Source organism: Rathayibacter sp. VKM Ac-2803 (genome assembly GCF_009807175.1).
Classification (GTDB): domain Bacteria; phylum Actinomycetota; class Actinomycetes; order Actinomycetales; family Microbacteriaceae; genus Rathayibacter.
On record NZ_WUCD01000001.1, the window covers coordinates 3,516,270 to 3,536,863 of the forward strand.

Genomic DNA, 20,594 nt, shown 5'->3' on the forward strand with positions numbered 1-20,594 from the left:
CCGACTGTCAAAATGCTGGATGCCACTTGTGCCGCGGTCTCGTGCAGCGCTAGTGGCTCAGCGCACCTGGATCTCGGTGACGGGGAGCGTCGAGTCGGCGCCGAACGAGAGGCTCGAGGGCGCGTGCCCCGCCTCGATGAGCTGAGCGCCGAGCGCCGCGATCATCGCTCCGTTGTCGGTGCAGAGCGAGAGCGGCGGGATGCGCAGGGCGATGCCGGCCGCGGCGCAACGCTCCTCGGCGAGCGCCCGCACCCGCGCGTTCGCCACCACTCCGCCGCCGAGCAGCAGCCGCGGCACCCCGCGGTCGATGCAGGCCGCCACGGCCTTGGTCAGCAGCACGTCGGCGACCGCCTCGCGGAAGCTCGCGGCGACATCGGCGACGGGCACCTCCTCGCCCGCGTCCTGACGCTTCTCGACCCAGCGGGCCACGGCGGTCTTGAGGCCCGAGAAGGAGAAGTCGTAGCGGTGCCTCTCCCTGTCCTTCGGCAGGGTCAGCCCGCGCGGGAAGCGGATCGCGCGCGGGTCGCCGGTCGCCGCGACGCGATCGATCTGCGGACCGCCGGGGTAGGGCAGCCCGAGCACGCGCGCGACCTTGTCGAACGCCTCCCCCGCGGCGTCGTCGATGGTCTCGCCGAGCAGCTCCACGTCCGAGACGAGGTCGCGCACGTGCAGGAGCGAGGTGTGCCCGCCCGAGACCAGCAGCGCGATGGTCGGCACCTCGACAGGGCTCCCCGGGCTGCCGTCGGCCCGCAGGACGTCGGCTCCGACGTGCCCGACGAGGTGGTTGACGGCGTAGAGGGGCTTCTGGAGCGAGACGGCGAGCGCCTTCGCCGCCCCGACGCCGACCATCAGGGCGCCCGAGAGCCCGGGCCCGCTGGTGACCGCGATGGCGTCGAGCTCGTCGAGGGCCACCCCCGCCTCCGCCAGCGCCGTGCGCAGCGTCGGCTCGAGGGCCTCGAGGTGGGCTCGGGCCGCGACCTCCGGCACGACGCCGCCGTAGCGCGCGTGCTCGTCCATCGAGGAGGCGATCGTGTTCGCGAGCAGGGTCGTGCCGCGGACGATGCCGATCCCCGTCTCGTCGCAGCTGGTCTCGATGCCGAGCACGAGCGGGCCGGTGGTCATGGCGTCTCCTGGGAAGCGAGGGGGAGGCGCATCACGATCGCGTCCACTCCGTCGGGCTGGTAGTAGGCGGGGCGGACGGCGATCTCCTCGAAGCCCTCCGAGCGGTAGAGCGCCTGCGCGACAGGATTGTCGGCGCGCACCTCGAGGAACACCTCGCGGGCTCCGCGCTCGGTCGCCGTCTCGAGAAGGCTGCGCAGCAGTCGGCGCCCCAGCCCGGTGCCACGGGCGGAGGGGACGACCGCGATCGTCTGCACGTCGCCCTCGTGCGCCCCCGCGGGGCAGAGCAGCCCGGCGTAGCCGACCACCGCCTCCCCCAGCTCGGCGACGAGGTAGCGGGTGTGCCGGCTCCGGATCTCGGCGGCCATCATCGACCGCGACCAGGCGTCGCTGGTGAACTCCGACTCCTCGATCGCCATGATCGCGTCGAGATCGGAGCCGTCGGCGTCGCGGAGCACGGCCCCGGTCATCCGGTCACGCGCTTCGGGCCGGCCGAGAGGGTGACATCGGGCGAGCGGAGGTAGAGCGGCTCGTCGGCGGCGGGCGGGCGGCCGGCGGCGCGGGTGCGCACCGCGACCACTCCGAGCTCGGCGGCCGACACCGTCGCCGCCTCGAGCCGGGGCAGGTCGCGGAAGGGCAGCGCGGGCGGCTTGTCGAGACCCGGGCCGGCGAGGCGCTCGGGGATCCCGGCGGCGTCGAGTCCGGAGTAGGCGCTCCAGTAGAGCTCGCGGCGCCGCGCGTCGGTGACGACGAGGACGCCGCCGGAGCGGCCGTGCCGGAAGGCCTCGAGGGCGATCGCGTCGTGCGAGACGACGGGGACGGTCGGGATCCCCCGGCCGAAGGCGAAGGCGCGCGCCGCGGCGATGCCGACCCGGAGCCCGGTGAAGGGGCCGGGGCCCATCCCGATCGCGACACCGTCGATGCCCGAGGGGACGACGCCGGCGGCCTCGAGCGCCTCGAGGATCAGCCGGCCGACGACCTCTGCGTGGCGCATCGTGTCGGTCTCGGTCCGCTCCGACCTGACTGCGCCGTGCTCGTCGACGACGGCGACGGAGGTTCCGGAGGAGGTGTCGATCGCGAGCAGCACCCTGACAGGGTACTCGCGGCTCCGCGGATGCCCGGTGCCCGGGCGCGCTCAGGCCCAGCCGGTGCCGCGGAAGCGGACGGAGCGCGGCTCGACCGGCTCCTCGCCCTCCTCGGCGTCCGACCCCGCGGTCGGGCGCTCGATGACGATGTCGAGCCACGACTCCGCGACGCCGTCGAGCATCCCCGCGCCCCACTCCACGACCACGACCGAGTGCTCGAGATCGAGATCGAGATCGTCGAGCTCGACCGGCGAGCCCACGCGGTAGGCGTCGACGTGCACGAGCGGGGGGCCGTCGTGCAGGGGCGGATGCGTCCGCGCGATCACGAAGGTCGGGCTCGTCACCGGTCCCCGCACGTCCAGGCCCTCGCCGAGACCGCGGGTGAACGTCGTCTTGCCGGCTCCGAGCGGGCCCGTGAGCACGAGCAGATCGCCCGCGCGCAGCACGCGGCCGAGTGAGCGGCCGAGCTCCTCCATCGCCTCGGGGTCCGCCACGTCGACGGCGCGGTCGGCGAACCACGCTCGGTCAGGCACGGGCGCCGCTCGCTCCGCCGACCGCCCGGCGCTGCACCCGCGGTCCGATCCGGGTCACGAGCTCGTAGTTGATGGTGCCGCACCAGCGCGCCCACTCGTCGACCGACGGGACGCCGCCCGCCGTCGGGTCGCCCCAGAGGACGACCGGATCGCCCACCGCGACGGGGGCGTCGCCCACGTCGACCACGAACTGGTCCATCGCGACGCGACCGGCGATGCGGTGGCGGCGCCCGGCGATCGCGACCTCGGCGACTCCGGAGGCGTTGCGCGGGATGCCGTCGGCGTAGCCGAACGGGACGAGCGCGAGCGTGGTGTCGGCGCCGGAGCGGTAGGTGTAGTCGTAGCTGACCCCGGTGCCGGGCTCGACGCGGCGCACGCCCGCCACCCGGCCGTGCAGCGTCATCGCGGGCGTCAGGCCGAGGTCGAGCGGGCTCTCGTCGTCGAACGGGGACAGCCCGTAGACGCCGATGCCGGTGCGGACGAGGTCGAGCCCCGCCTCGGGCAGCCGCAGGGCGCCCGCCGTGGCGGCCAGGTGCACGAGGGGTGCCGTGAGGCCGTTCCGCTCGAGGAGCGCCGCGGCCCGCCCGAGGAGCGCCAGCTGCGCGAGGTCGTCCTCGCGCGAGGTGTTCGAGAGGTGCGAGAACAGCCCGGTCAGGTGCAGCGCCCCCCTCGCCGCGTGCCGGCCGAGCGCCTGGGCGATCGACTCCCACTCCGCCTCGGGGGCGCCGTTGCGGCTGAGGCCCGTGTCGACCTTGAGCTGCACTGCGGCGCGGACCCCGCGATCCTCGGCCGCCTGGGCGAGCGCGTCGAGCTGGGCCCTCGACGAGACGGCGACGTCGATGCCGTGCTCGACCGCGCGATCGAAGTCCTCCCCCGGATCGTGCAGCCAGCAGAGGATCGGCGCCAGCACGCCGGCCTCGCGCAGCGCGACGGCCTCGGTCAGGTCGGCCGTGCCGAGCGCATCGGCCCCGCCGGCGAGCGCAGCCTGCGCCGTGAGGAGCGCGCCGTGCCCGTAGGCGTTGGCCTTGACGACGGCCATCAGTCGTCGGGCACCGGTCAGCTCGCGCAGGCGCGCGACGTTCGCCGCGATCGCATCGGTGTCGATCAGGGCCTCGCGGAACGAGAGCGGCGCGATCACGACTCGGCCACCACGAAGGCGCAGGCGACGCCGGCGTCGTGCGTCATCGAGAGGTGCAGCCGGGCGATGCCCCGCGCCTCGGCGGCGGCGCGAGCCGGCCCGTGCAGCGCGAACGACGGGTTGCCGTGCTCGTCGCGCACCACGACCATGTCGTGCCAGCGCGCGCCGGCGGAGTCGCCGAGCGCCTTGATCAGCGCCTCCTTCGCCGCGAAGCGACCCGCGAGGGAGGCGACGGGCAGGGCGCGTTCGCTCTCGGCGAACAGGCGGTCGCGCAACCGCGGAGTGCGGGCGATCGCCCGCTCGAAGCGGGCGAGGTCGACCACGTCCACGCCGATCCCCACGATCACGACGCGGTCACTCGACCGTGACGGACTTCGCGAGGTTGCGCGGCTGGTCGACGTCGAGACCCTTGGCCGACGCCAGCTCCATCGCGAACATCTGCAGCGGAGTGACGGCCAGCAGCGGCTCGAAGAGCGGGTCGGCCAGCGGGATCGGGATGACCTCGTCGGCGATCTGGATCGCCGCCGTGTCGCCCTGCTCCGCGATCGCGATGACCCGCGCGCCGCGCGCCTTGATCTCCTGGATGTTCGAGATCACCTTGCGCTGCAGCTCGTACGACTCGCTCGGGCTCGGCACGATCACGAAGACGACCTGGCCCGGCTCGATCAGCGCGATCGGCCCGTGCTTGAGCTCGCCCGCGGCGAAGCCCTCGGCGTGGATGTACGCCAGCTCCTTGAGCTTGAGCGCGCCCTCGAGGGCGACCGGGTAGCCGACGTGGCGACCGAGGAAGAGCACCGCGCGCGTGTCCGCCATCCAGCCCGCGAGCTGGGCGATGTCCTCGGAGGCGTCGAGCACTCGCGAGAGCTTCTCGGGGATCGCGGCCAGCTGAGCGGCCTGCGAGGCCACCAGCTCGGCGGAGGCGGCGCCGCGCACCGTCGCCAGGTGCAGGCCGAAGAGGTAGAGGGCCGCGATCTGGGCGACGAACGCCTTCGTCGAGGCGACCGCCACCTCCGGACCCGCGTGCGTGTAGAGGACGGCGTCGGACTCGCGCGGGATGGTCGCACCCTGCGTGTTGCAGACGGACAGCGTCTTGGCGCCCTTCTCGCGGGCGTACTTGACCGCCATGAGCGTGTCCATCGTCTCGCCGGACTGGCTGATCGAGACGACGAGCGTGCGCGGCGTCAGCACCGGGTCGCGGTAGCGGAACTCGTGGCTCAGCTCGACCTCGACGGGCACGCGAGCCCACTTCTCGATCGCGTACTTCGCGACCATGCCCGAGTACGCGGCGGTCCCGCAGGCGATCACCGTGATCCGGTCGATCTCGGCGAGGACCCCGTCGAGGCTCTCGAGCTCGGGCAGCGTGATCGCGCCGTCGTGGATCCGGCCGCGCAGCGTGTTGGCCACCGCCTCCGGACCCTCGGTGATCTCCTTCGCCATGAAGCTCGACCAGCCGCCCTTCTCGGAGGCGGAGGCGTCCCACGCGATCTCGAACGGCTCGGTCTCGACGGCGTTGCCGAAGAAGTCGGTGACGGTGACGAGCTCGGGCGTGATCGTGACGATCTGGTCCTGACCGATCGCGACGGCGCGGCGCGTGAACTCGACGAACGCGGCGACGTCGGAGCCGAGGAAGTTCTCGCCGTCGCCGAGGCCGATCACGAGCGGGGAGTTGCGGCGGGCGCCGACGACGACGCCCGGCTGGTCCTGGTGCAGGGCGAGGAGGGTGAAGGCCCCCTCGAGCCGGGCGACGATCGCCTGGAAGGCGAGGACCAGGTCGCCGGTGCGGCGGTACTCGCGGGCGATCAGGTGCGCCGCGACCTCGGTGTCGGTCTCGCTCTCGAAGACGGCGCCCTCGGCCTCGAGCTCCTCCTTGAGCGGCTGGAAGTTCTCGATGATGCCGTTGTGGATGACCGCGAGCTTCCCGTCGTCGGCCAGGTGCGGGTGGGCGTTGCGGTCGGTCGGCCCGCCGTGCGTCGCCCAGCGCGTGTGACCGATGCCGGTCGTGCCCTCGGCGAGCGGACGCGCCTCCAGATCCTCGACCAGGACGCTGAGCTTGCCCGAGCGCTTGCGGCTGTCGAGCTGCCCGTCGGCGTCGATCACGGCGACGCCCGCGGAGTCGTAGCCGCGGTACTCCAGACGCTTCAGGCCTCCGAGCAGCACAGCCAGGCTGTCGCGCTCACCGACGTATCCCACGATTCCACACATGTGCTCGATCCTAAACGGCGGCCGATCACTCGGGCGGCAGGGGCTCGATCCCGCCGGGCCGGGATGCGGCGGCCAGTAGGAGGCGGCCAGTAGGAGACGACCAGGAGAAGGCGGCCAGTAGGATCGGTGGTCATGCCGTCGTCAGCTCGTGATCCCGGGCGCGAGGCGCACCCCTCCCCCTTCGTCGAGATCTCCCGAGCCGACTGGGCCGAGCTGGCCCGCACGACGGAGCTGCCGCTGACCGAGACCGAGGTCGTGCAGCTGCGCGGGCTGGGCGACCGGCTGAGTCTCACCGAGGTCGCCGAGGTGTACGTCCCCCTCTCGCGGCTGCTGACGCTGTACGCGGGCGGCGCGCGCCACCTGCATCGGGCGACGAGCCTGTTCCTGGGTGAGCGGGCACAGGCGACGCCCTTCGTGATTGGAGTCGCCGGCTCGGTCGCGGTGGGAAAGTCGACCATCGCGCGGCTGCTGCGCGAGCTGCTCGCCCGCTGGGACGACACTCCGCGGGTCGAGCTGGTCACCACCGACGGCTTCCTGCTGCCCAACCGCGAGCTCGAGCGCCGTGGGCTGATGAGCCGCAAGGGATTCCCGGAGTCGTACGACCGGCGGGCGCTGCTGCGCTTCGTGTCGGAGGTGAAGGGCGGGGCGGCGGAGGTGCGCGCACCCTTCTACTCGCACCTCTCGTACGACATCGTGCCCGACGCCGAGATCGTCGTCCGACGGCCCGACGTGCTGATCGTCGAGGGCCTGAACGTGCTCCAGCCGCCGGTCCCCGGGCACGGGCTCGCGGTGAGCGACCTCTTCGACTTCACCGTCTACGTCGATGCGCGCACGAGCGACATCGCCCGCTGGTACGAGGAGCGCTTCCTCGCCCTGCAGCAGGGCGCGTTCGCGAACCCGAACTCGTACTTCCACCGCTACGCCGCGCTGACCCCCGACGAGGCGCGCACGCGCGCCCGCGACATCTGGTCGGCCATCAACGAGCCGAACCTCGTCCAGAACGTGCGCCCGACCCGCTCCCGCGCGAGCCTCGTCCTGCGCAAGCAGCCCGACCACTCGGTCTCCTCGGTCCTCCTCCGCAAGATCTGACCTGGGCAGCGCGCCGGTCGGTCAGCCGGTGGGCTTCCAGAGAGAATTACTCCCCGAGCGTGATTCCCCCGTGCTCGCTGATCGAGTAGCCGCGGAACGCGGCGTATCGAGATCCACATCCTTCAGAAGGCCGGGGCCGAAGCCCGATCTGCTGACGCTGGTGGGTCTCGATACGCCCCTGCGGGGCTACTCGACCAGCATGGACGGCCGCGTGCGCGCCGGCTCGGGGGCGGGCCGGCCAGCCGGCCGGCGAGTCCGTCCGAGTTGAGCGCACCGGATCGGCGAACGCCTTCAAGGCGTCGTCCGAATCGCGTGCCAAGCGATTCGGACGCGCCGAACGCACCACGCTCCACCCGCCCAACCACTCCGAGAAGCCGACCGCGGGACTCCGGGCAAGGACCGGTGTCCCCATGAACACGGGCATCGTCCGAATCGCGTGCCAAGCGATTCGGACGCGCCGAACGCACCACGCTCCACCCGCGCAACCACTCCGAGAAGCCGACCGCGGGACTCCGGGCAAGGACCGGCGTCCCCATGAACACAGGCGTCGTCCAAATCGCGTGCCAAGCGATTCGGACGCGCCGAACGCACCACGCTCCACCCGCCCAACCACTCCGCGAACCCGACCGCAGAACTCCGGGCAAGGACCGGCGTCCCCATGAACACAGGCGTCGTCCGAATCGCGTGCCAAGCGATTCGGACGCGCCGAACGCACCACGCTCCACCCGCCCAACCACTCCGCGAACCCGACCGCAGAACTCCGGGCAAGGACCGGCGTCCCCATGAACACAGGCGTCGTCCGAATCGCGTGCCAAGCGATTCGGACGCGCCGAACGCACCACGCTCCACCCGCCCAACCACTCCGCGAACCCGACCGCGGGACTCCGGGCAAGGACCGGCGTCCCCAAAGAACCCAGCCCGACCGCGGAACGCCGGGCAGGGACCGGCGTTCTAAACGGCGGAGCGCAGCTGCGCGAGCACGACAGCCGCCAGCGACTCCGCGAGCCGGTCGGCCGTCTCCTGGGTCTTCGCCTCGACCATCACGCGGACCATCGGCTCGGTTCCGGAGGGGCGCAGGAGCACCCGGCCGTCGGTCCCGAGCTCGGTCGAGGCGGCGGCGACGGCGGCGGCGATCACGTCGTCGTCGTGCACGCCCTCGCGGTCGACACCGCGGACGTTGACGAGGGTCTGCGGGAAGACGCGCATCACCGAGGCGAGTTCGGCGAGCGTCTTGCCGGTGCGCGCCATCTCGGCGGCCAGCTGCAGCCCGGTGAGGACGCCGTCGCCGGTGGTCGCGTAGCGGCTCAGGATGACGTGGCCCGACTGCTCGCCGCCGAGGGAGTAGTCGCCCTCGTTCATCGCCTCGAGCACGTAGCGGTCGCCGACCCCGGTCTGGATGACCCGGATGCCCGCGTCGGCCATCGCGAGCTTCAGCCCGAGGTTGCTCATGACCGTCGCGACGAGCACGTTGTCGCGGAGCACGCCGCGCCGCGCCATCGAGGTCGCGAGGATCGCCATGATCTGGTCGCCGTCGACGATGCGGCCGTCGGCGTCGACGGCGAGGCAGCGGTCGGCGTCGCCGTCGTGGGCGATGCCGAGGTCGGCACCGGCCGCTCGGACCGCCTCCGCGACGTTGTCGAGGTGGGTCGAGCCCACTCCGTCGTTGATGTTGAGACCGTCGGGATCGTTGCCGATCACCGTGACGGTCGCACCGGCATCGGTGAAGACGTCGGGCGAGATGCCGGCGGCCGCGCCGTGGGCGCAGTCGATGACGACGTGCAGGCCGTCGAGCCGGGTGCTGCCGAGCGAGCCGAGCAGGTGGACCACGTAGCGGTCCTCCGCGTCGGAGAACCGGCGGATGCGTCCGACGTCGGCGCCGGTCGGCGTGAGCGGCGGGACCCCGAGGGCCGCCTCGATGCGGTTCTCGAGCTCGTCGGGCAGCTTGCGCCCGCCCGCGGCGAAGAACTTGATGCCGTTGTCGGCGGCGGGGTTGTGCGAGGCCGAGATCATCACGCCGAAGTCGGCGCGCTCGTCGGCGATCAGGTACGCGGTGGCGGGCGTCGGGATGACGCCGGCGTCGAGGACGTCGACTCCCGCGCTGGCGAGTCCCGCGGCGACGGCCGCTCCGATGAACTGACCGGAGATGCGGGGGTCGCGGGCGAGGACGGCGACGGGCCGCCGGCCCTCCGCCCGGGCGGCCGCTCCGAGTACACGGGCGGCCGCCTGGGCGAGGCCGAGAGCCAGGTCGGCCGTGACATCGCGATTAGCGAGGCCACGGACGCCGTCGGTTCCGAAAAGGCGCGGCATAGCGCTGTCCACTTCTCGAGCTACTGGTCGAGCGGCACGGAGGCCGCGGCGACTAGCGCTTCGAGAACTGGGACGCCTTGCGGGCCTTCTTGAGACCGGCCTTCTTGCGCTCGATGACGCGAGCGTCGCGGGTGAGGAAGCCGGCCTTCTTGAGGATGGCGCGGTTGTTCTCGCGGTCGATCTCGTTCAGCGCACGCGCGATAGCGAGGCGGAGCGCACCGGCCTGGCCGGAGGGGCCACCGCCGGTGATCTTCGCGACCACGTCGTACGAGCCGACGAGGTCGAGGACCTTGAAGGGGTCGGTGATGAGCTGCTGGTGCAGCTTGTTCGGGAAGTACTCCGCGAACTCGCGAGCGTTCACGGTCAGGCTGCCGGAGCCCGGGACCAGGCGCACGCGGGCGATGGCCTGCTTGCGTCGGCCCACGGCTGCGCCGGAGACGTTGAGGACGGCGCGGGGCGTCGAGGACGCCTCGGGTGCCGCGCTTTCGGTGGAGTAGCTCTCGGGAGCCACGTCGAGCTGGTCTGCGATCTTCGCCACGGTGTAGGTGATCCTTTGTCTTCGAAGTCTGAGGTGTCGGGGAGGGCCGGAGCCTACTGGGCGACCTGGTTGAACACGTACGCCTGGGGCTGCTGCGCCGCGTGAGGGTGCTCGGAGCCCGTGTAGACCTTCAGCTTGCGCAGCTGCGCCCGACCGAGGGAGTTCTTGGGGAGCATGCCGCGGATGGCCTTCTCGACGGCGCGGATCGGGTTCTTCTCGAGGAGCTCGGCGTACGTGGTGGCCGAGAGGCCGCCCGGGTAGCCGGAGTGGCGGTACGCCTTCTTCTGGAGGAGCTTCTGACCGGTGAGGGCCACCTTCTCGGCGTTGACGATGATGACGAAGTCGCCCATGTCCATGTGCGGCGCGAAGGTCGCCTTGTGCTTGCCGCGCAGGAGCGCCGCGGCGTGGGTGGCCAGACGACCGAGGACGACGTCGGACGCGTCGATGACGATCCAGTCGTGCTGGACGTCAGCCGGCTTCGGAGAAAAAGTGCGAGTCACTGTGAGTGCTGCTTTCTGGTCGGAGTGAGGTGTTCGTGAATCCCGCTCCGTGGCCGTTCGATCCGCGAGGCGGGCGAACTGGACCGGTGGAGGGCTCAACTTCGGGCGCTCGGCACACGGCCGAAAACACCAAGGGTCGACGTTACAGCAAAGAGCTCATCAGCGGAAGCGCGGCACTGCAGCGGCACGGCGCCGGCAGTCAGGACGGGTCCAGCCCCAGCACGCCGAGCGCATCCGTCGCGAGGGTCTCGATCGCCTCCTGGTCGCCGACGAACGACCGGACCGTCACGAGCTGATCGCCGACGAGCACGACGAGGGTCGATGCGGCGTCTCCGGCGGGGTCGCCGGCCCGGAAGAACGCGCGGTCGCCGAGCTCGCTCGACTCGGTCGCCCCCGTCGCCTCCTGCTCGTCGACGGTGTCCTCCGTCGCTCCGGTCGCCGCCTGCAGCGCCAGTGCCGACGGGTTGCCGGCCATCGCCCAGGAGCAGCCGTCGGTCTCCCCCGAAGCGGTGACGAACCCCGACGGGAGCCCGAGCGCCTCCTCGATGGTCTCGACCGGGAGGATCGCGGCGCAGTCGAGCGCCTGCAGCGGGGGTGCGGTGGGAGTCGTCGCGGCCTGCTCGGGCGTCGGCTCGACCGGACCGGTCTCGACCGCGGGCGCGGTCGTCGCGGGCGCGACGGTGACCTGCGCCCCCTCGGGGATGTCGATGGCCGGTGACGAGCACGCGGCGAGGGCGACGGCGAGCACCGCGATCGGGACGGCGGCGCGGAGGAGGCGGATCATGCGGGGTCCTTCCCATCGGAGTCGACCGTAGCCACTGTCCGCTTGGTGCGGGTGATCACGGCGCGCTCTGCGAGGAAGGCGTCGTCGGGGTAGTCGATCTCACGGAGGATCAGCCCCCGGGCGGGCATCACCCCGAAGGCGTTCGTCCGGGCGGCGGCGTCCCGCAGCCCGGTGACCTCCTCGGCGGCGAGCTTGCCCATCCCGACCGCCACGCACGCGCCGACGAGGGCGCGCACCATGCTGTGGCAGAACGCGTCGGCACGCAGGTGCGCGTGCAGCACTCCGTCGGCGTCGCGCTCCCACTCGAAGTCGAGGAGGCTGCGGATGGTCGTCGCTCCGACCCGGGCGCGGCAGAACGAGGCGTAGTCGTGCAGCCCGAGCAGCGACTGCGCGGCGCGGGCCATCTCGCTCTCGTCGAGGGACTCGGTGATCCAGGTGGTGAACGTGCGCTCGAGCGGGTGCCGCATCGACGAGGCGTCGGCCAGGCGGTACTCGTAGCGCCGCCACCGCGCCGAGAAGCGGGCGTCGAAGCCCTCGGGCGCCGCCGAGATCCGGTGCACCGAGACGTCGGAGTACTGACCGAGGTAACCGCGCAGACGGCGCTCGAGGGCCGCGGCCGGCAGGAGCGTCTCGTCCGTGGCGCGCCGGGGCCCGCTCAGCCGGCGCCACTGCTCGTCCGTCAGGTCGAGGTGCGCCACCTGGGCGCTCGCGTGCACGCCGGCGTCGGTGCGGCCGGCGACCGTGACGACCGGGCGCTCCTCCGACCGCAGGAGCACCGCGAGGGCGTCCTCCAGGACTCCCTGCACGGTCCGGAGGCCCGGCTGCTTGGCCCAGCCCGCGAAGTGCGTGCCGTCGTAGGCCAGGTCGAGGCGGACGCGGTGCGGCATCCGTCGAGTCTAGGTCGTCGGCTCGGGCCGCTCAGGCGACGGCGAGATCCACTCCGAGCGAGCCCAGCACCGCGACCGCCCAGTCGAGCAGCGCGGGCTGATCGCCCACGAACGAGACGATGTGCAGCTCCCGGCCGCCGGCGAGGACGGCGAGCTCTGACGGGCTCGAGGAGGCGTCGCCCGGCACCCAGTAGGCCGCCATGCCCAGCGGGACCGGGACGGCTCCGCGGGAGTCGCCTTCGCCGGTGAACGTCTCGACCAGCCGCCCGGGTGCGACCGACACGACGACGGCGGAGGGGTTGCCCGCGATGGCGTAGGTGCAGTCGCCGTCGACGACCGAGGCCGTCGCGGTGCCTCGCGGCAGCCCGACCCGGTCCTCCAGTGCACTCGCGGGGAGGGCCGTGCTGCAGTCGAGCGCGACGGCGACCGAGGGCGCCGGCTCGGCCGAGGGCGCCGCGGTGCCGGTCGGGGCGGCGGCGGCGGATCCCGCGGACTCCGGCACGTCGATCACGGTCCCGGAGGCGCATCCGCTCAGCAGCAGCGCGGTCGCGAGCACGAGAACCGGGAGACGCAGGCGCACAGAACCCCTTCGGAGGATCGACGGAGCGGCGGCTCCGATCGCGCCGGTCGTGACGCTGACACCGCGTCGGAAGGCGGATCACGCCATCGTATGCGACGTTCCGCGCCACGGCGCAGACGACGAGAGCCCCCCGTCCCGGTGGGGACGGAGGGCTCTCGAGGTGGGACCGGGACTACTTGGTCGCGGTTCCGGTCTCCTCGACGGGAGCGTCCTGCACGGGCGCGTCCTCGACGGGCGCGTCCTGGACGGCCGTCTCGTCGGTGGCGACGGTCTCGTCGGCCGCGGCGTCCTCGACGGGCGCCTCGTCCACCGGAGCGGCGACGGGAGCCGTCGTCGTGGTGGTGCGCGACTTCTTCGCCTTCGGGGTCACGGGCTCGAGGACGAGCTCGATGACGGCCATGGGCGCGTTGTCTCCCTTGCGCGGGCCGATCTTCGTGATGCGGGTGTAGCCGCCCTCACGCTCGGCGACCAGCGGCGCGATCTCGGTGAAGAGCTCGTGCACGACGGACTTGTCGCCGATCGTCGCGAGGACGCGACGGCGGGCGTGCAGGTCGCCGCGCTTGGCGAACGTCACGAGACGCTCGGCGAGGGGACGCAGGCGCTTGGCCTTGGTCTCGGTCGTCTTGATGCTCTTGTGCGTGAACAGGGCGGCGGCCAGGTTCGCGAGCAGCAGACGCTCGTGTGCGGGACCGCCTCCGAGGCGGGGACCCTTCGTGGGCTTGGGCATGGGTTTACTCCAGTACTAAAGGGGTGTCAGCAGGTCGATCGCGAAGAGCCTCAGGCTCCGGTGGCGGAGACCTAGATGCTCTCGTCGTCGTAGCTGTAGAAGTGGGCGCCGTCGAACCCGGGAACCGAGTCCTTCAGCGACAGGCCCAGCTCGGTCAGCTTCTCCTTGACCTCATCCACCGACTTCTGTCCGAAGTTGCGGATGTTCATGAGCTGCGTCTCCGACAGGGCGACGAGCTCATTGACGTTGTTGATGCCCTCGCGCTTGAGGCAGTTGTAGCTGCGCACCGAGAGGTCGAGGTCCTCGATGGGCATCGACAGCTCGGTCGAGAGGACGGCGTCGACCGGCGCGGGGCCGATCTCGATGCCCTCGGCCGCGTTGTTCAGCTCGCGGGCGAGACCGAACAGCTCGGTCAGCGTGCGACCGGCCGAGGCGATGGCGTCGCGCGGCGTGATGGCCGGCTTCGACTCCACGTCGACGACCAGGCGGTCGAAGTCGGTGCGCTCACCGGCACGAGTCGCCTCGACGCGGTAGGTGACCTTGAGCACGGGCGAGTAGATCGAGTCGACCGGGATCTGGCCGGCCTCGGAGAACTCGCTGCGGTTCTGGGTCGCCGAGACGTAGCCGCGGCCGCGCTCGATGGTGAGCTCGAGCTCGAACTTCGCCTTGTCGTTCAGCGTGGCGATGACGAGCTCCGGGTTGTGGATCTCGACACCGGCCGGAGCCGAGATGTCGGCGGCGGTGACCTGGCCGGCGCCCTGCTTGCGCAGGTAGGCGGTGATCGGCTCGTCGTGCTCGGACGAGACGACGAGACCCTTGATGTTCAGGATGATCTCGGTGACGTCCTCGCGGACACCCGGGACCGTCGTGAACTCGTGCAGCACTCCGTCGATCCGGATGCTGGTGACAGCGGCGCCGGGGATGGAGGACAGCAGGGTGCGACGCAGCGAGTTGCCGAGCGTGTAGCCGAAGCCGGGCTCGAGGGGCTCGATGACGAAGCGGGAACGGAACTCCGAGATGTTCTCCTCGGTGAGCGTCGGGCGCTGTGCGATAAGCACTGATGATTCCTTTCCGTCACGTGTCCGCTATATGACACGTGCGTGTGCGAGGTATGAAGTTGTGAAAGAAATGCGCGATCCGCCGGTCGGCCCCACTCCCCGCCCGGAGGCGGTTCGTGCGGCCGACCGACGGCTGCGAGTGCTGGTGCTAGACGCGACGACGCTTGGGCGGGCGGCAGCCGTTGTGCGCCTGCGGGGTGACGTCGTTGATCGAGCCGACCTCGAGGCCAGCGGCCTGGAGCGAGCGGATCGCGGTCTCGCGACCGGAGCCCGGGCCCTTCACGAAGACGTCGACCTTCTTCATGCCGTGCTCCTGCGCCTGACGCGCAGCCGACTCGGCGGCGAGCTGGGCGGCGAAGGGCGTCGACTTGCGCGAGCCCTTGAAGCCGACTCCACCGGACGAGGCCCAGCTGATGACGGCCCCTGCGGGGTCGGTGATCGAGACGATGGTGTTGTTGAACGTCGACTTGATGTGGGCCTGGCCCACAGCGATGTTCTTCTTCTCCTTGCGGCGCGGCTTGCGCGCGGCCGACTTGGGGGTAGCCACTTCTTTATCTCCTCTAGGTCCGTGTCGCCCGCGTTACTTGCGGCCGGCCTTCTTCTTGCCGGCGACGGTGCGCTTGGGTCCCTTGCGGGTGCGCGCGTTCGTCTTGGTGCGCTGTCCACGGACCGGGAGGCCGCGACGGTGGCGGATGCCCTCGTACGAGCCGATCTCGACCTTGCGGCGGATGTCGGCGGCGACCTCGCGGCGGAGGTCTCCCTCCACCTTGTAGTTGCCCTCGATGTAGTCGCGGAGGGCGACGAGCTGGTCGTCGCTGAGATCCTTGACGCGGATGTTGCCGTCGATCTCGGTGTCGCTCAGAACCTTGAGCGCCCGAGTGCGGCCGACACCGTAGATGTAGGTCAGTGCGACCTCCACGCGCTTCTCGCGCGGGATGTCTACTCCTGCCAGACGTGCCATTGTGGCTTCTCCTGTGAGTGAGTGGAGGTGTGATGCAACGTCGGTGCCTCGGCCTCCAGCCGAAGGTGTCCTCGCCGTTCATCCCGTTCACCGGGATGCTGCGCGATTTCTGACGTTGCGGAGTGTTCTTCTGTCTTCGTCGGGGCGGCTGACCGCCCCTGCGCTCCCGTCGGAGCAGCGGGTTCGTCCCGGAGGACTAGCCCTGGCGCTGCTTGTGGCGGGGGTTGCTGCTGCAGATGACCATCACGTTGCCGTGGCGGCGGATGATCTTGCAGTGGTCGCAGATGCGCTTGACGCTGGGGTTGACCTTCATTGTTCTTGTCCTTGATTTCGCTGGCGTCGTGCTCCCGGCGGATGCCGGGGCCGTTCCTTACAGGACACGCACGTCGCGAACCTCAGCGGAGCGAACGTCTACTTGTAGCGGTAGACGATCCGGCCGCGGGTCAGGTCGTAGGGGCTCAGCTCCACGATCACCCGGTCCTCGGGGAGGATCCGGATGTAGTGCTGACGCATCTTGCCCGAGATATGGGCGAGAACTTTGTGTCCGTTGGTCAGCTCCACGCGGAACATCGCGTTGGGGAGCGCCTCGACAACCGCACCTTCGATTTCGATGACACCGTCTTTTTTGGCCATAGCCTCACTGTCGTTCGGAAGTAGTGTGTGTACTGGTCGTGCGAATGTTTCCGCGACGATCCTCCCCCGGGCGAGCGCCCAGGATGCGGTGCGCGGGCGTGCCGGAGCACGCGCAAAACACCAAGGGTCGATACTACGCGAATCCCCGCTTCTCCGCCAGCTCGGGCGTGTCGCGGCCGCCCGCACCGCCGGTCCGCGCCGCCGCCGGCCTCCGCCGCCCGGCCGCCTAGGCTTTCCCCGTCACACGGAGGGAGTGCGCATGGCCCGCACGAAGAAGACGGCACCGAGCGAGCGCCGCTGGTACTCGCATCCGCTGGTCACGGTGGTCGTCGCGATCGTCGTGATCGCCCTCGTGCAGACCTTCTTCGTGAAGGTGTACACCGTGCCCACCGGCTCGATGGAGAACACCCTCCAGGGCGGGGGCTTCTTCGGCGACCGGATCCTCGTCGACCGCACCGCCGCGCTCGAGGGCGAGCCGGAGTCGGGGCAGATCGTCGTCTTCTCGCGGAACGCGCAGTGGGGCGCCGGCGATTCAGCCGGCAACCCGCTGTCCGAGGCGGTCAAGTACTTCGGCGACGTCACCAGCATCGGACCGTCGCACGAGGAGTTCCTCGTCAAGCGGGTGATCGCCGTCGGAGGTCAGACCGTGTCGTGCTGCGACACCGAGGGGCGCGTCCTCGTCGACGGGCAGCCCGTCGACGGCTCGTACGTCTTCGAGGACTTCCCCTTCGTCCCCGGCTCGCTCGACTGCACGACCTCGCCCGCCTCGACCCGGTGCTTCCAGGAGTACACGGTGCCGGAGGACTCGCTCTTCGTGCTGGGCGACCACCGCTCGAACTCGAACGACTCGATGGGCAACTGCCGCGGCGCTCCCGGCCCGATCGACTCCTGCGTCAAGACGGTGCCGGTCGAGCGTGTCGTCGGCCGGGTGTTCGCCGTCGCCTGGCCGCTGACCCGCTGGCGCCTGTTCTGACGGGCGCCTCCTGCAACCGAGTCGACGGACGGGATCGCCACCGAGGTGGTCGATCCCGTCCGTCGTCGTCCGGGTGCGATGAGTCAGCCGCGGACGACCGCCACGACCTGCGGGTACAGCGGGTGGTCGGCGGCGAGGCCGGTCACCTCGGTGACGAACTCCTCGGGTGAGAGGGTCGCCAGCTTCTCCGTGAGCTCGACGCTCTGCGGGTCCTCCGGAACGTCGAAGCGCAGCGCGGCTCCGATCGCGGCGAGGAGGCCCGTGGGCGTGTGCCCGCGCTCCGCCAGCTCGGCGGCGGGGCCGATGAAGCGCTCGTGCCGCGAGAGCTTGCGCAGCGGCTGGCGGCCGACCCGGTCGACCGTGTCGGTCAGGTACGGGTTGGCGAAGCGCTTCAGGGTCTTCTCGAGGTAGGCCTGCTGCTCCGCGTCGCTGAAGCCGTGCTTCTCGACGATCAGCGCCTTGGTGTCCTCGAGGGCCGCCGCGACGGCGTCGTGCACCTCCGGGAGTGCCAGGGCGTCGGACAGCTTGTGCGCGCCCGCCGCGAACCCGACGTAGGCCGCCGTCGCGTGCCCCGTGTTCACCGTGAAGAGCTTGCGCTCGATGAACGGCTCGAGGTCGTCGACCCAGGTCGCTCCGGGCAGGGTCGGCTCGCCGCCCTCGAAGGGCGTGCGGTCGATGACCCACTCGAAGAAGCTCTCGACCGTGACGTCGAGGCCCTGGCCCGCCTCCTGGTTGGGGACGATGCGGTCGACGGCGGTGTCGGCGAAGACGGCTCGCGACCGCAGGCGCTCCCACTCGTCGGCGCCCAGGTTCGCCGCGACCTCGGTCTGCAGCAGCCGGGTCGCGTTGATCGCGTTCTCGCACGCCATCACCGCGAGGCGCGGCGCCGACTCGGCGCGGGCGGCGAGGCCCTTCGCGATGACGGGTGCCACGAAGCGGAGGATGTTCGGCCCGACCGCGGTGGTCACGATGTCGGCCTCCGCGATCTCGCGCACGAGCGCCTCTTCGTCGGTGGCCGAGTTGACGGCACGGAAGCGGTCGACCACGTGGGTCGTCGCCTCCTCCCCCACCTCGTGGACCTCGTAGCTGTCGGCCGCCGCGAGCTGGTCGATGAGCCCCGCGTTCACGTCGGCGAAGACGAGCTCGTAGCCTGCGCCGTGCAGGATCAGACCGACGAAGCCGCGCCCGATGTTGCCCGCACCGAAGTGGACGGCGGTGGGCATCAGGAGTTGACCTCGCCCAGCAGGCTGTAGAGCGCCTGCGAGTCGGGGGCGTCGAGGAGCTTCTGCACCTCGTCCTCCTCCGAGAAGATGATTGCGATCTTCGAGAGGATCTCGAGGTGCTCGTTGTTGACGCCGGCGATGCCGACGACGAAGCGCACCTCGTTGCCGTCCCAGTCGATCGGCTGCGCGTAGCGGACGAAGGACAGCGCAGACGAGCGGATCTCGTCTTTCGCGTCGTTCGTGCCGTGCGGGATGGCGAGCAGGTTGCCCATGTAGGTCGAGACGGTCGCCTCACGGGCGAGCATCGCCTCGTGGTAGGCGGGAGTGACCGCTCCGACGCCGACGAGCATGTCGGCCGCCTCCTTGATGGCCGCCTCCTTGCTGGTCGCGGTGCCGGAGGCGTTGATCTGTCCGATGGTGAGCACGTCGCTCATGTCTTCTGTCCTTCCGAGGGGTGGAAAACGGCGAGGGAACCCGCAGGCCCGAGCTGGAAGCCCAGTCGCACCCTACGGGTTCCCTCGCAAGGACTGCTGTCCTACTTGCCGTGCTGCTCCGCGACCAGCGAGACGACCTCGTCGTACTTCGGCGAGTTCATGAAGTTGTCGACGGAGACGTGGATCGCGCCCGGAGTGCGCTGGCGGGCGCGCTCGGTGAGCTCGGCCTGGGTGATGACCAGGTCGACGTCGTCCTCGAGGGCCGCGATCGCCTTGTTGGTGACCGAGACGTCCTCGAAGCCCGCCTTCTTCATCTTGTTGCGGAGCACCGAGGCACCCATCGCGGAGGAGCCCATGCCGGCGTCGCAGGCGAACACGATGTTGCGCACCTGAGTCGCGGTGGTCGTCGCCGAAGCGCCGTCCTGCGCCGGGGCGCCGCTCTGGCCGAGCAGGCCCGCGACGGCGCTGTCCTTGCCCTTGTTGGACGAGTTCGCGGCCACGGCGGCGGCGAGCTTGTCGTCGCCGGCCTCCATCGCCTCGAGGTCGCGCTTGCGGCTGCCCCGGATGATGAACGAGGCGACCGCGAACGACACAGCCATCGAGAGCAGCACCGAGAGGATGACTCCGAGGTAGCTGTCGCGCGACGTCTGCAGGAGCACCGCGATGATCGAGCCGGGCGAGGCGGGAGCGACGAGACCCGAGTCGAACGCGACGTTGGTCGCGACTCCGGTCATGCCGCCGAGGATGACGGCCGCGACCAGCGCGGGCTTCATCAGCACGTAGGGGAAGTAGATCTCGTGGATGCCGCCGACGAAGTGGATCAGCGCGGCGCCGGGAGCGGAACCGCGGGCGATGCCGACTCCGAAGATCGCGAAGGCCAGCAGGACGCCCATGCCGGGGCCGGGGTTCGCCTCGAGGAGGAAGAGGTACGACTTGCCCTGCTCCTGCGCCATGACGGTGCCGAGCGGGGTGAGGACACCCTGGTTGATGGCGTTGTTGAGGAACAGGATCTTGGCCGGCTCGATGAAGATCGAGGTCAGCGGCAGGAGACCCGCGTTGACGAGGAAGTCGACGCCGTTGCCGAGGACCGCGGTCAGGAACGAGATGATCGGCGCGATGCCGAAGAACGCTCCGAGCGAGAGCAGCATGCCGAGGATTCCGGCCGAGAAGTTGTTGACCAGCATCTCGAAGCCGGGCTTGATCTTGCCGTCCCAGATCGAGTCGACCTTCTTCATGAGCCAGGCGGCCAGCGGGCCGACGATCATGGCGCCGAGGAACATCGGGATCGTGGCGCCGACGATGACGCCCATGGTGGCGATCGAGGCGACCACTCCACCGCGCGCGCCGTAGACCATGCGGCCACCGGTGTTCGCGATGAGCAGGGGCAGCAGGTAGGTGATCATCGGGCCGACGAGGCCGATGTACTGCTGGAAGGTGGCGCCGTCCTCACCCTCGGCGAGGGTGGTGCGGGCACCCTCCCAGCCGATCTGGGCCGCGTCGCCGAAGCCGCCGAGGATGCCGTTGGGCAGCCAGCCGGCCGCGATGAAGAGCGAGGTGATGAGGCCCCACGCGATGAAGGCCGCGATGTTCGGCATGACCATCCCCGAGAGGAAGGTGCCGAAGCGCTGGACGTGGACGCGCGCTCCACCGCGCGTCGCCGTCGCTGACGTCGTTGTCATGTGGTGTGTTCTCCGATTTCTAGGGGTGGGAGCTCCGGCTGCTCCTGAGGCTGCCGGGTCCTGCGGGACGTGACGGGTGGGGGTGGTGCTGTACGGGGTGGTGCTGTGCTGTACGGGGTGGTGCTGTCTTCGGGGGACGGTCCT

General features: G+C 70.8%; 24 protein-coding genes. 2 read left to right on the top strand and 22 right to left on the bottom strand.

Features of this window, described 5'->3' with window-relative positions; translation table 11 throughout:
* Positions 1 to 57 precede the first annotated feature (57 nt).
* Genes tsaD through glmS form a run of 7 tightly spaced genes read right to left on the bottom strand, consistent with a single transcriptional unit; the run spans position 58 to position 6,077 of the window.
* Complete coding sequence (gene tsaD, locus GRS96_RS16450; protein ID WP_159852362.1) at positions 58 to 1,122, bottom strand: tRNA (adenosine(37)-N6)-threonylcarbamoyltransferase complex transferase subunit TsaD; 1,065 nt, start codon at positions 1,120 to 1,122, stop codon at positions 58 to 60.
* On the bottom strand, positions 1,119 to 1,589 hold the full coding sequence (gene rimI / locus GRS96_RS16455; protein ID WP_159988993.1) for a ribosomal protein S18-alanine N-acetyltransferase: 471 nt from the start codon (positions 1,587 to 1,589) through the stop codon (positions 1,119 to 1,121). Before rimI ends, tsaD begins: the two co-directional genes overlap by 4 nt.
* Positions 1,586 to 2,206: a tRNA (adenosine(37)-N6)-threonylcarbamoyltransferase complex dimerization subunit type 1 TsaB gene (gene tsaB, locus GRS96_RS16460; RefSeq protein ID WP_159988994.1), complete on the bottom strand. Its 621-nt coding sequence runs from the start codon at positions 2,204 to 2,206 to the stop codon at positions 1,586 to 1,588. The genes rimI and tsaB overlap by 4 nt, the downstream gene beginning before the upstream one ends.
* Before the next feature lie 48 nt (positions 2,207 to 2,254).
* Positions 2,255 to 2,680 carry a tRNA (adenosine(37)-N6)-threonylcarbamoyltransferase complex ATPase subunit type 1 TsaE gene (gene tsaE / locus GRS96_RS16465; protein ID WP_159989363.1) on the bottom strand — a complete coding sequence of 142 codons (426 nt, stop codon included), beginning with the start codon at positions 2,678 to 2,680 and terminating at the stop codon, positions 2,255 to 2,257.
* 49 nt (positions 2,681 to 2,729) lie between these two features.
* Positions 2,730 to 3,875 (bottom strand): alanine racemase, encoded by a 1,146-nt coding sequence (alr, locus tag GRS96_RS16470; RefSeq protein WP_159988995.1) that lies wholly within the window; start codon positions 3,873 to 3,875, stop codon positions 2,730 to 2,732.
* Positions 3,872 to 4,222, bottom strand: coding sequence for a holo-ACP synthase (locus GRS96_RS16475; RefSeq protein ID WP_159852370.1), 351 nt, complete (start codon positions 4,220 to 4,222; stop codon positions 3,872 to 3,874). The genes alr and GRS96_RS16475 overlap by 4 nt, the downstream gene beginning before the upstream one ends.
* A 7-nt stretch (positions 4,223 to 4,229) precedes the next feature.
* Entirely contained in the window at positions 4,230 to 6,077 is a 1,848-nt protein-coding gene (gene glmS, locus GRS96_RS16480; protein ID WP_159852372.1) for a glutamine--fructose-6-phosphate transaminase (isomerizing), read from the bottom strand.
* A 132-nt stretch (positions 6,078 to 6,209) separates the two neighbouring features.
* Between glmS and coaA the strand changes: the two genes are divergently transcribed.
* Positions 6,210 to 7,166, top strand: a complete 957-nt coding sequence (gene coaA, locus GRS96_RS16485) for a type I pantothenate kinase (RefSeq protein ID WP_159852374.1) — start codon at positions 6,210 to 6,212, stop codon at positions 7,164 to 7,166.
* Positions 7,167 to 8,117: 951 nt separating this feature from the next.
* Here coaA and glmM read toward each other — a convergent pair.
* From glmM to infA, 12 genes are all read right to left on the bottom strand, one after another.
* On the bottom strand, positions 8,118 to 9,473 hold the full coding sequence (glmM, locus tag GRS96_RS16490; protein ID WP_159988996.1) for a phosphoglucosamine mutase: 1,356 nt from the start codon (positions 9,471 to 9,473) through the stop codon (positions 8,118 to 8,120).
* A 52-nt stretch (positions 9,474 to 9,525) separates the two neighbouring features.
* Positions 9,526 to 10,011, bottom strand: coding sequence for a 30S ribosomal protein S9 (gene rpsI / locus GRS96_RS16495; RefSeq protein ID WP_159852378.1), 486 nt, complete (start codon positions 10,009 to 10,011; stop codon positions 9,526 to 9,528).
* 53 nt (positions 10,012 to 10,064) lie between these two features.
* Complete coding sequence (gene rplM, locus GRS96_RS16500) at positions 10,065 to 10,511, bottom strand: 50S ribosomal protein L13 (RefSeq protein ID WP_159852380.1); 447 nt, start codon at positions 10,509 to 10,511, stop codon at positions 10,065 to 10,067.
* A 199-nt stretch (positions 10,512 to 10,710) separates the two neighbouring features.
* On the bottom strand, positions 10,711 to 11,295 hold the full coding sequence (locus GRS96_RS16505; protein ID WP_159988997.1) for a hypothetical protein: 585 nt from the start codon (positions 11,293 to 11,295) through the stop codon (positions 10,711 to 10,713).
* Positions 11,292 to 12,182, bottom strand: coding sequence for a tRNA pseudouridine(38-40) synthase TruA (gene truA / locus GRS96_RS16510; protein ID WP_159852384.1), 891 nt, complete (start codon positions 12,180 to 12,182; stop codon positions 11,292 to 11,294). The genes GRS96_RS16505 and truA overlap by 4 nt, the downstream gene beginning before the upstream one ends.
* A gap of 31 nt (positions 12,183 to 12,213) precedes the next feature.
* On the bottom strand, positions 12,214 to 12,762 hold the full coding sequence (locus GRS96_RS16515; RefSeq protein ID WP_159852386.1) for a hypothetical protein: 549 nt from the start codon (positions 12,760 to 12,762) through the stop codon (positions 12,214 to 12,216).
* A 172-nt stretch (positions 12,763 to 12,934) separates the two neighbouring features.
* Positions 12,935 to 13,489: a 50S ribosomal protein L17 gene (gene rplQ, locus GRS96_RS16520; RefSeq protein WP_159852388.1), complete on the bottom strand. Its 555-nt coding sequence runs from the start codon at positions 13,487 to 13,489 to the stop codon at positions 12,935 to 12,937.
* A 71-nt stretch (positions 13,490 to 13,560) separates the two neighbouring features.
* Positions 13,561 to 14,547: a DNA-directed RNA polymerase subunit alpha gene (locus GRS96_RS16525; protein WP_055787173.1), complete on the bottom strand. Its 987-nt coding sequence runs from the start codon at positions 14,545 to 14,547 to the stop codon at positions 13,561 to 13,563.
* Positions 14,548 to 14,695: 148 nt separating this feature from the next.
* Complete coding sequence (gene rpsK, locus GRS96_RS16530; protein ID WP_056037257.1) at positions 14,696 to 15,094, bottom strand: 30S ribosomal protein S11; 399 nt, start codon at positions 15,092 to 15,094, stop codon at positions 14,696 to 14,698.
* 33 nt (positions 15,095 to 15,127) lie between these two features.
* A complete protein-coding gene (gene rpsM, locus GRS96_RS16535; protein ID WP_159852390.1) occupies positions 15,128 to 15,508 on the bottom strand; it encodes a 30S ribosomal protein S13 in 381 nt (126 codons plus the stop codon).
* A gap of 196 nt (positions 15,509 to 15,704) precedes the next feature.
* On the bottom strand, positions 15,705 to 15,821 hold the full coding sequence (gene rpmJ, locus GRS96_RS16540) for a 50S ribosomal protein L36 (RefSeq protein ID WP_055787164.1): 117 nt from the start codon (positions 15,819 to 15,821) through the stop codon (positions 15,705 to 15,707).
* A 98-nt stretch (positions 15,822 to 15,919) separates the two neighbouring features.
* Positions 15,920 to 16,141, bottom strand: a complete 222-nt coding sequence (gene infA / locus GRS96_RS16545; protein ID WP_022883252.1) for a translation initiation factor IF-1 — start codon at positions 16,139 to 16,141, stop codon at positions 15,920 to 15,922.
* Positions 16,142 to 16,400: 259 nt separating this feature from the next.
* Here infA and lepB point away from each other — a divergent pair, with 259 nt between their 5' ends.
* Positions 16,401 to 17,114 carry a signal peptidase I gene (gene lepB, locus GRS96_RS16550; RefSeq protein ID WP_159852392.1) on the top strand — a complete coding sequence of 238 codons (714 nt, stop codon included), beginning with the start codon at positions 16,401 to 16,403 and terminating at the stop codon, positions 17,112 to 17,114.
* A gap of 83 nt (positions 17,115 to 17,197) precedes the next feature.
* Here lepB and GRS96_RS16555 read toward each other — a convergent pair whose 3' ends face one another.
* The 3 genes from GRS96_RS16555 to GRS96_RS16565 form a co-directional block, all read right to left on the bottom strand.
* Positions 17,198 to 18,337: a mannitol-1-phosphate 5-dehydrogenase gene (locus GRS96_RS16555; RefSeq protein ID WP_159852394.1), complete on the bottom strand. Its 1,140-nt coding sequence runs from the start codon at positions 18,335 to 18,337 to the stop codon at positions 17,198 to 17,200.
* Positions 18,337 to 18,771, bottom strand: coding sequence for a PTS sugar transporter subunit IIA (locus GRS96_RS16560; RefSeq protein WP_159852396.1), 435 nt, complete (start codon positions 18,769 to 18,771; stop codon positions 18,337 to 18,339). The genes GRS96_RS16555 and GRS96_RS16560 overlap by 1 nt, the downstream gene beginning before the upstream one ends.
* A 101-nt stretch (positions 18,772 to 18,872) precedes the next feature.
* Positions 18,873 to 20,450 carry a PTS mannitol transporter subunit IICB gene (locus GRS96_RS16565; protein WP_159852398.1) on the bottom strand — a complete coding sequence of 526 codons (1,578 nt, stop codon included), beginning with the start codon at positions 20,448 to 20,450 and terminating at the stop codon, positions 18,873 to 18,875.
* Positions 20,451 to 20,594 lie beyond the last annotated feature (144 nt).